At 27.3% G+C, this 6,964-nt stretch carries 6 protein-coding genes and 1 tRNA gene; 2 read left to right on the top strand and 5 right to left on the bottom strand.

Translation table 11 applies throughout. From position 1 onward, the window contains the following. Positions 1–322 precede the first annotated feature (322 nt). Positions 323–1,654 carry a PTS transporter subunit EIIC gene (locus tag Q0K52_RS09885; RefSeq protein ID WP_297298962.1) on the top strand — a complete coding sequence of 444 codons (1,332 nt, stop codon included), beginning with the start codon at positions 323–325 and terminating at the stop codon, positions 1,652–1,654. Positions 1,655–1,719: 65 nt separating this feature from the next. Here the strand turns inward: Q0K52_RS09885 and pth (Q0K52_RS09880) are convergent, their stop codons facing one another. The 5 genes from pth (Q0K52_RS09880) to Q0K52_RS09860 all read right to left on the bottom strand — a co-directional run bounded on the left by pth (Q0K52_RS09880) (position 1,720) and on the right by Q0K52_RS09860 (position 4,888). Next, positions 1,720–2,616 carry an aminoacyl-tRNA hydrolase gene (gene pth / locus Q0K52_RS09880; protein ID WP_367270993.1) on the bottom strand — a complete coding sequence of 299 codons (897 nt, stop codon included), beginning with the start codon at positions 2,614–2,616 and terminating at the stop codon, positions 1,720–1,722. Next, on the bottom strand, positions 2,610–3,203 hold the full coding sequence (gene pth / locus Q0K52_RS09875) for an aminoacyl-tRNA hydrolase (protein WP_297298958.1): 594 nt from the start codon (positions 3,201–3,203) through the stop codon (positions 2,610–2,612). The genes pth (Q0K52_RS09880) and pth (Q0K52_RS09875) overlap by 7 nt, the downstream gene beginning before the upstream one ends. A 22-nt stretch (positions 3,204–3,225) precedes the next feature. Beyond that, positions 3,226–3,816, bottom strand: coding sequence for a 50S ribosomal protein L25 (locus Q0K52_RS09870; protein ID WP_297298956.1), 591 nt, complete (start codon positions 3,814–3,816; stop codon positions 3,226–3,228). A gap of 21 nt (positions 3,817–3,837) precedes the next feature. Then, positions 3,838–4,791 (bottom strand): ribose-phosphate pyrophosphokinase, encoded by a 954-nt coding sequence (locus Q0K52_RS09865; RefSeq protein ID WP_297298954.1) that lies wholly within the window; start codon positions 4,789–4,791, stop codon positions 3,838–3,840. A 25-nt stretch (positions 4,792–4,816) separates the two neighbouring features. Continuing rightward, positions 4,817–4,888, bottom strand: a tRNA-Gln gene (locus Q0K52_RS09860). 176 nt (positions 4,889–5,064) lie between these two features. Here Q0K52_RS09860 and Q0K52_RS09855 point away from each other — a divergent pair. Beyond that, the gene (locus tag Q0K52_RS09855; RefSeq protein WP_297298952.1) at positions 5,065–6,522 is read left to right on the top strand and encodes a phosphohydrolase; all 1,458 of its coding nucleotides are present in this window, start codon (positions 5,065–5,067) and stop codon (positions 6,520–6,522) included. Positions 6,523–6,964: the final 442 nt, after the last annotated feature.

The raw sequence follows: 6,964 nt of genomic DNA, 5'->3' as shown, positions 1-6,964 counted from the left end.
TAAATCATACTAAAATTGTCTTACATGTAAGATAATTTATTAAATTAAAGCCCAAATGTAGCCTTTTTGCTTCTTTGGGGCACGCCACAGGCACTCCCTCCGGTCGCAAAAGAAGTGGGGTGTTGCGTAAGCACGCAGAGCGGTGGGCAAAGCCCCAGATATAAAAACAAAAATATAACTTTACTTTTGACAAAGTATAGTTGTTTAGGTATATACTATATTTATTAAAATTATTAATAAATATAAATTACATATATAAAAACTACTTTGACAAAATTAATAATTCAAGTATATTATTACAAAATAAAAAAAGGAAATAGAAATGAATACCGAAAAAATTAATATTTTTATAGAAAATAAATTATCACCTATAATGGCTAAAATTTCTTCTAATAGATATATAAATGCTGTTAATGCAGGATTTGGAGCTGTCAGTCCTTTAATCTTAATAGGTTCATTTTTTATAATAATATTCAATTTACCATTAGCAAATGAAAATGGTGCTTTATATATAAAAGCATATCATAATTTTGTTACATCATTTTATAAATACTATATTCAAATATTTAATGCGAGTATAGGTATTATATCATTATTTCTTTCTTATTCTATAGCATATTCATTAGCAGGGCATTATAAATTAGATAGCCAAACTAATGCATTTTTATCAGTATATTCTTTTATTTTATTGTCTGCTAAAAGCTTGTTAATAACTATATCATCTTCAGCTTCAAATATATTGTATTTAAAAGAATCAAGCACTATAAATGTAATAGATGCCAGCTACTTGAATGCAAAAGGAGTTTTAATAGCAATACTATGTTCTATAATTTCAGTTGAAGTATATAGATTTATAATAGAGAAAAAAATAAATATTAAATTCCCTCAATCAGTTCCTCCTGCTATAGCAAAATCAATTGAACCTATAATTCCATTTATAGTAATGTCAGTACTATGTCAAGCAGCAAATATTATTACAGAGCATTATATTAACAATTCTGTATCTAATATAATATTCAATTTTATGAAATACTTTTACAATTTTGCTGATAGTTTAATTTTGATAATATTAATATTATTATTAGTACATATATTATGGTTTTGCGGAAGCATACATGGTTCAAATGTTGCATCTTCAATAATAAATCCAATAGTATTAATAAATTTAACTATTAATCAAAATGCTTTAATTAATGGAGAAAATTTAACTAGAATTTTTGCAGGTGAGTTTATGAATAGTTTTGTATATTTAGGAGGAGCTGGTGCTACATTGGGATTATGTATATCAATGCTTATGAGTAAAAATGAAGAATTAAAATCAATAGGTAAAATGAGTATTGTTCCAGCTTTATTCAATATCAATGAACCTATACTATTTGGTACTCCTATTATTATGAATAACACATTTTTCATACCTTTCATAATAACACCTATAGTAAATGCTTCTATAACATATTATCTATTTAAATTTGAGTTTTTATCCAAAATAATAGCTGCTGTTCCTTGGACTACACCATCTATTTTGGGTTCTTTTATATCAACTAATTTTTGTATAAAGGCACCTTTATTAATAATAGGCTTGATTATAATAGATTATTTAATATATAAACCATTCTTTATTATACATAAGAAAAAAATAGAATCAAAAAACTAATATAATAAAAAAGGAGTAAGAATATATAATTTGTTTCTTACTCCTTTTATTTTTATGTAATCTTATTATTTCACTTCTTTATATAAAACAACATCCATTTCACCAGATGTTAATTCTCCCAATTTAGGAACTATAGATTTAAAATGATCAGAATTATTATGATCTTCTATAGCTTTTTCATTTTTCCATTCTTCTATAAAAGTAAGATATTTACCATCAACACTTTCAAATAAATTATAAGAAATACAGCCGCTTTCTTTTCTGCTTTTTTCAATAAGTTCTTTGGCAGTTTCTATAAATTTTGCTTTATTTTCAGCTGTTACAGGATTTTTAGCTACTATCTTAATCATATTTTTATTACCTTTATTTTTATTTGAATTTTCATTATTGATTCTTTTATTGTACTTATTCTGAGCTATTACAGGAGACTCAAATAATGCTACTTTTACAGCCTCTATAACATCATTAGCAATAACAGTATCCAATTCTTCTCTTTCTTTTTTGCTGAAATTTGAAAGCACATAATCATTTACTTTTTTACCAGCACTAGGTCTTCCTATTCCAATTCTAACTCTTGTAAAGTCATCACTTTGTAAATGTGCAATCAGACTTTTTATACCATTATGTCCGCCTGAACTTCCGCCTTTCTTTATTTTAAAACTTCCAAAAGGTATATCCATATCATCATATATTACTATGATATCTTCTAATTTTACATTAAAGAATTTAGATACATAAATTGCTGATTCACCGGAAAGATTCATAAAGGTTTGAGGTTTAAGCAATATATATTCAATATCCTTGCTTTTACCTCTTGCATATAAAGACTTCTTTTTATTATTATCAAAATTAAGAGATAATTCCTGAGCTATTTTATCAATAAGTATAAAACCAACATTATGTCTATTGTTTTTATACTCCTCACCCGGATTACCGAGGCCTATAATTAATTTAGTCATAATGAATATTTCTTTTTTGCTGCTTGAGGAGATTCAAATAAAGCTATACAAGTTGCTTCTACAACATCATCGGATATATCTCTAATTTTTTTTCTTTCATCTTTAGAGAAAGGAGATAAAAGGAAATCAGCTTTTTCCTCATCTTCAGGACAAGCACCTATTCCTACACCTATTTTTGTAAAATTATAACTTTTCAAAGAATCTTTTATACTTTTAATACCGTTATGGTCAATATTATAATCTTCAACTTCTTCTTCAGAATCATCAGTTTTTGAAGGAATAACTCTAAATTCACCTATAGGTATATCTGTATCATCATAGATAACAATAATGTTTTCTACTGTGATTTTCATAAAACTAGCCATATAAAGAGCTGCTTCACCAGATAAGTTCATAAAAGTTTGAGGTTTAAGAAGCAAGTACTCCATTTTTCCATGCTTACCTTTACCAAAAACAGTTTTCTTTTTCTTAATATCTAATTCAACATTAAGTTTTTTAGCAACCTTATCTAAAATCATATATCCGACATTATGTCTATGATTTTTATATTGTTCGCCTGGGTTACCAAGTCCCATTACCAATTTCATCATGCAGTAGTAATCCTAGAAACAATTAAGCCTCAGCCCCTTTATTAGCTGCTTCATCATCTTGAGTAGTAACAACTGTAACAACAGCTTTAGAAGCATCACCAACAGGGTCAACACCTTCTGGGAATTTAATATCACTAATATGTAAACTATCGCCTACTTTTAATTCACTAACGTCTACTATTAACTCTCTAGGTATAGAACCAGGGAAAGCTTTAATAGGTAAACCATATTCTACTTGTTCAAGTGTACCGCCGCCTAAACGTACGCCTTCTGGTATACCTTCTATGTGAATAGGAACAAAAGTTTTGATTTTTTTATTTCTATCTATTTCATAAAAATCTATATGTCTAATAACTCTTTTTATACCATCTATTTGATAATCTTTTACTAGAACTTCTCTAGCTTTATCATTCTCTATGTCTAAAGTGATGATATCATGCTGACCTGCTAAAGAGAAAACTTTTACAAAATCTTTTAACTCTACAGCGATAGAATATTGATTCTCTCTGCCATAAAGAGTAGCTAAAGCGTAACCTTCATTTCTTAGTTTACGACCAACACTTTTAAATTTAGTATCTCTTTGTAAAGCTTTAATAGTATAATTCTCACTCATATCTTCTTTCCTTATTATATTTTACTTATCAAATAGAACACTTATAGAAAGTTCCATATGTATATGTCTAATAGCATCAGCAATAACTGGAGCTACTGAAAGAACTTCTATTTTGCTTCCTAATCTGTCTTTCATAACTCTTAAACTATCTGTGATGTAAAGCTTTTCTATATCGCTGGCATTTATTCTTTCATAAACATCGCCAGAACATACAGCATGAGTTATAAACACATATATTCTTCTCATACCAGCTTTTTTCAAAGCCTGCATAGTCTTTATAAGAGTACCGCCTGTATCTATTATATCATCTATAATAATAGCGTCTTTATCTTTAACATCACCTATAATATTCATAACTTCGCATTCATTAGCTCTGTCTCTTCTTTTGTCTATTATAGCAATATCAAGATTTAACTGTTTAGCTATAGCTCTAGCTCTTCCAACACCGCCTATATCAGGTGATACTATAATAGAATTACTCATATCAAGGTCTTTTCTTATTTTATCTAAGAAAACATTTTTTGATAACATATGATCAACTGGAATATCAAAAAAACCTTGTATTTGAGCTGCATGCAAATCAAGAGCTAAAACTCTATGAGCTCCAGCCTCTGATAAAAGATTAGCAACTAACTTTGCAGTTATAGGTACTCTAGGTTCATTCTTTCTATCTTGCCTAGAATATCCATAATATGGTATAACAGCCGTAATACGTTTAGCACTAGCTCTCTTTAATGCATCTATTATACAATAAAGCTCCATCCAACTTTCACTACTAGAAGGACGTCCTGTAGGTTGTATTACATAAGTATCTTTATTCCTAACAGTTTCTTCTATTTGAACGAAAGTTTCACCGTCAGCAAACTTCCTTATTTCCATATTGCCTAATTTTAAACCAAGATTAGCAACTACATCTTCAGACAATTGAGGATTTGCTGTACCACTTAATATTAATATCTCGTCTGTTATTCCCATGTAAATACCATTATAAGCAGAAAAGTTGGGGTGGAAGGATTCGAACCCTCGAATAATTGGACCAAAACCAATTGTCTTACCGCTTGACGACACCCCAGTATCAAAAAATAGATTCAATTAAATCTACAAAGTTTGATTATTTTACTATACAAACAAAATTTGTCAATACCTTTTAAACAATATTTTTAAAAAATAAATAAAAATATAATAAAAAATCATTGATAAAAAAACAAAATAAGTTATTATTGTTGCATAAAAACAATAAGGTTAATTATGAGCATTAATCTAGATAAATACGCATTAGTAGATTTTGATTTTATAAAAAATCATTTAGAAATTATTAAATTTCACTCCAAAGAAATAGTATGTTTGAATGAAGATAATATATGTTTATCTTTGCCGAATCATAAATTAGATATATTATTCGATAAAAATTATGTAAATTCTGATTTGTTCAGTAAATTTTATATAACAAAATCTTCTAAAGAAATATTAGATCTTATCTTAGAAGCTAAAGATAATAAAAACTACAAAGAAATAAAAAATATTAATCAATTCCTAAAAATATATAAAGACTGTTTGCCTGATTCTGAAATAACAAAAAGATTTGAATATGATATACTTGAAATTATTTTAAGAGAATCACCAAAAGCAAGGGCTATTTCATTAGAAAATCATTTGGATATATTAAATCAATACTATGATAAGCATTTATACAATGAAGCTATAGATTATATATTGGATATTATGACTGAACTTGCCTTCATAGAAAGAATTAACTTGATTCATTTGGTTAATGCCGCAAAAGACAGAATAAATCAAATATATTTTGACAATGTAGAATATTATGATACTCAGCATATATCAAATAATATAATACTATCTGTAACAAAATTAATTGATAAAATATATCCTAATATTGATTTATTCTACAAATTTGATACTTTCACTTGCAGAAACGTTATAGGACATGGAAACAGAGTATTTATAATGTTTATAGAATTTTTCCTATACTACAATGAGCAAGTAAAAAGTCAATTTGCATTAAAAACTATTGCTAATTTTAACAAAAAATTTAAAAAATATTATAAAAAGATATTTAAGCATTATAAAATTAATAAAAAAACTATAACTTTTGAAAGTATATTTAAAAACGGACTAAAAAAGATTTCATTACCTAATATAGCTATTTTTGCTGCTGGTGCTTTCTGGCATGACGTTGTAAAAATAAAACAATTAGATTATTTAAATATTAATAAATCAAAAGAATATAATAAAAAATCCACTTCTCATGCTATTAAAGGATATCAGTTTTTAAAATTATTCAGAAATTACAATGATGATATATCTTTGATTGTTGGAATGCATCATGAATACTATGGACATGGATACAGTGTTTTAAGAGCATTTATGCATAAGCAAATCAAAGAAAATAAAGAAATAAATCCTATATGGCTTATATCAAGTAATTCTGAAGATATAGAAAGACTTGAAAGTTTGGCATTCTTACCAGCTAAAATTTTGGAAATAGTGGATTTATATGATACTATAGTACTTCCTCAAAAGAATTATGACAGAAGCGGATTAGAAGCTAAAGAAGCTGTAAAACTTATATATAAAAATTATATTAAAGATGATACTCAAATAGACCCTATATTATTTGACTTATTTATTAACTTCTTAAAAGATGTAAAAAAAGAAGATGTTGTTAATCCTTTTGATGAACAATAATATTTATATACTCAAATATCATTATACCTTAATTAATTATGTTTTAAATGTATTGTAAGCAACTTGATTTTTTATAAAAATAATGTCTTTTGATTATATCAACAAATACATATCAGCAGTGGTTGAGAAAGTCAAAATTTTTCAGTATATACCTAAACAACTATACTTTGTCAAAAGTAAAGTTATATTTTTGTTTTTATATCTGGGGCTTTGCCCCATACCCCACTTCTTTTGCGACCGAAGGAAGTACTGTAAGTATTGCCACAAAGAAGCTATATCCTCGACAGGCTCGGATACGCTTCGCGAAAGGCTACATTTGGGCTTTAATTTAATAAATTATCTTACATGTAAGACAATTTTAGTATGATTTAGTACTAATTCTATCCTTGCACTTTTTGCAACTTTGACGAAGTCCGCAGAGCGTGTGCGGCGGGAAAAAGTT

It is taken from the genome of uncultured Brachyspira sp., from assembly GCF_944390845.1.
GTDB lineage: Bacteria > Spirochaetota > Brachyspiria > Brachyspirales > Brachyspiraceae > Brachyspira > Brachyspira pulli.
The sequence above is the reverse complement of the archived record's forward strand: the minus strand, read 5'-3'. Positions and strand labels throughout refer to the sequence as shown.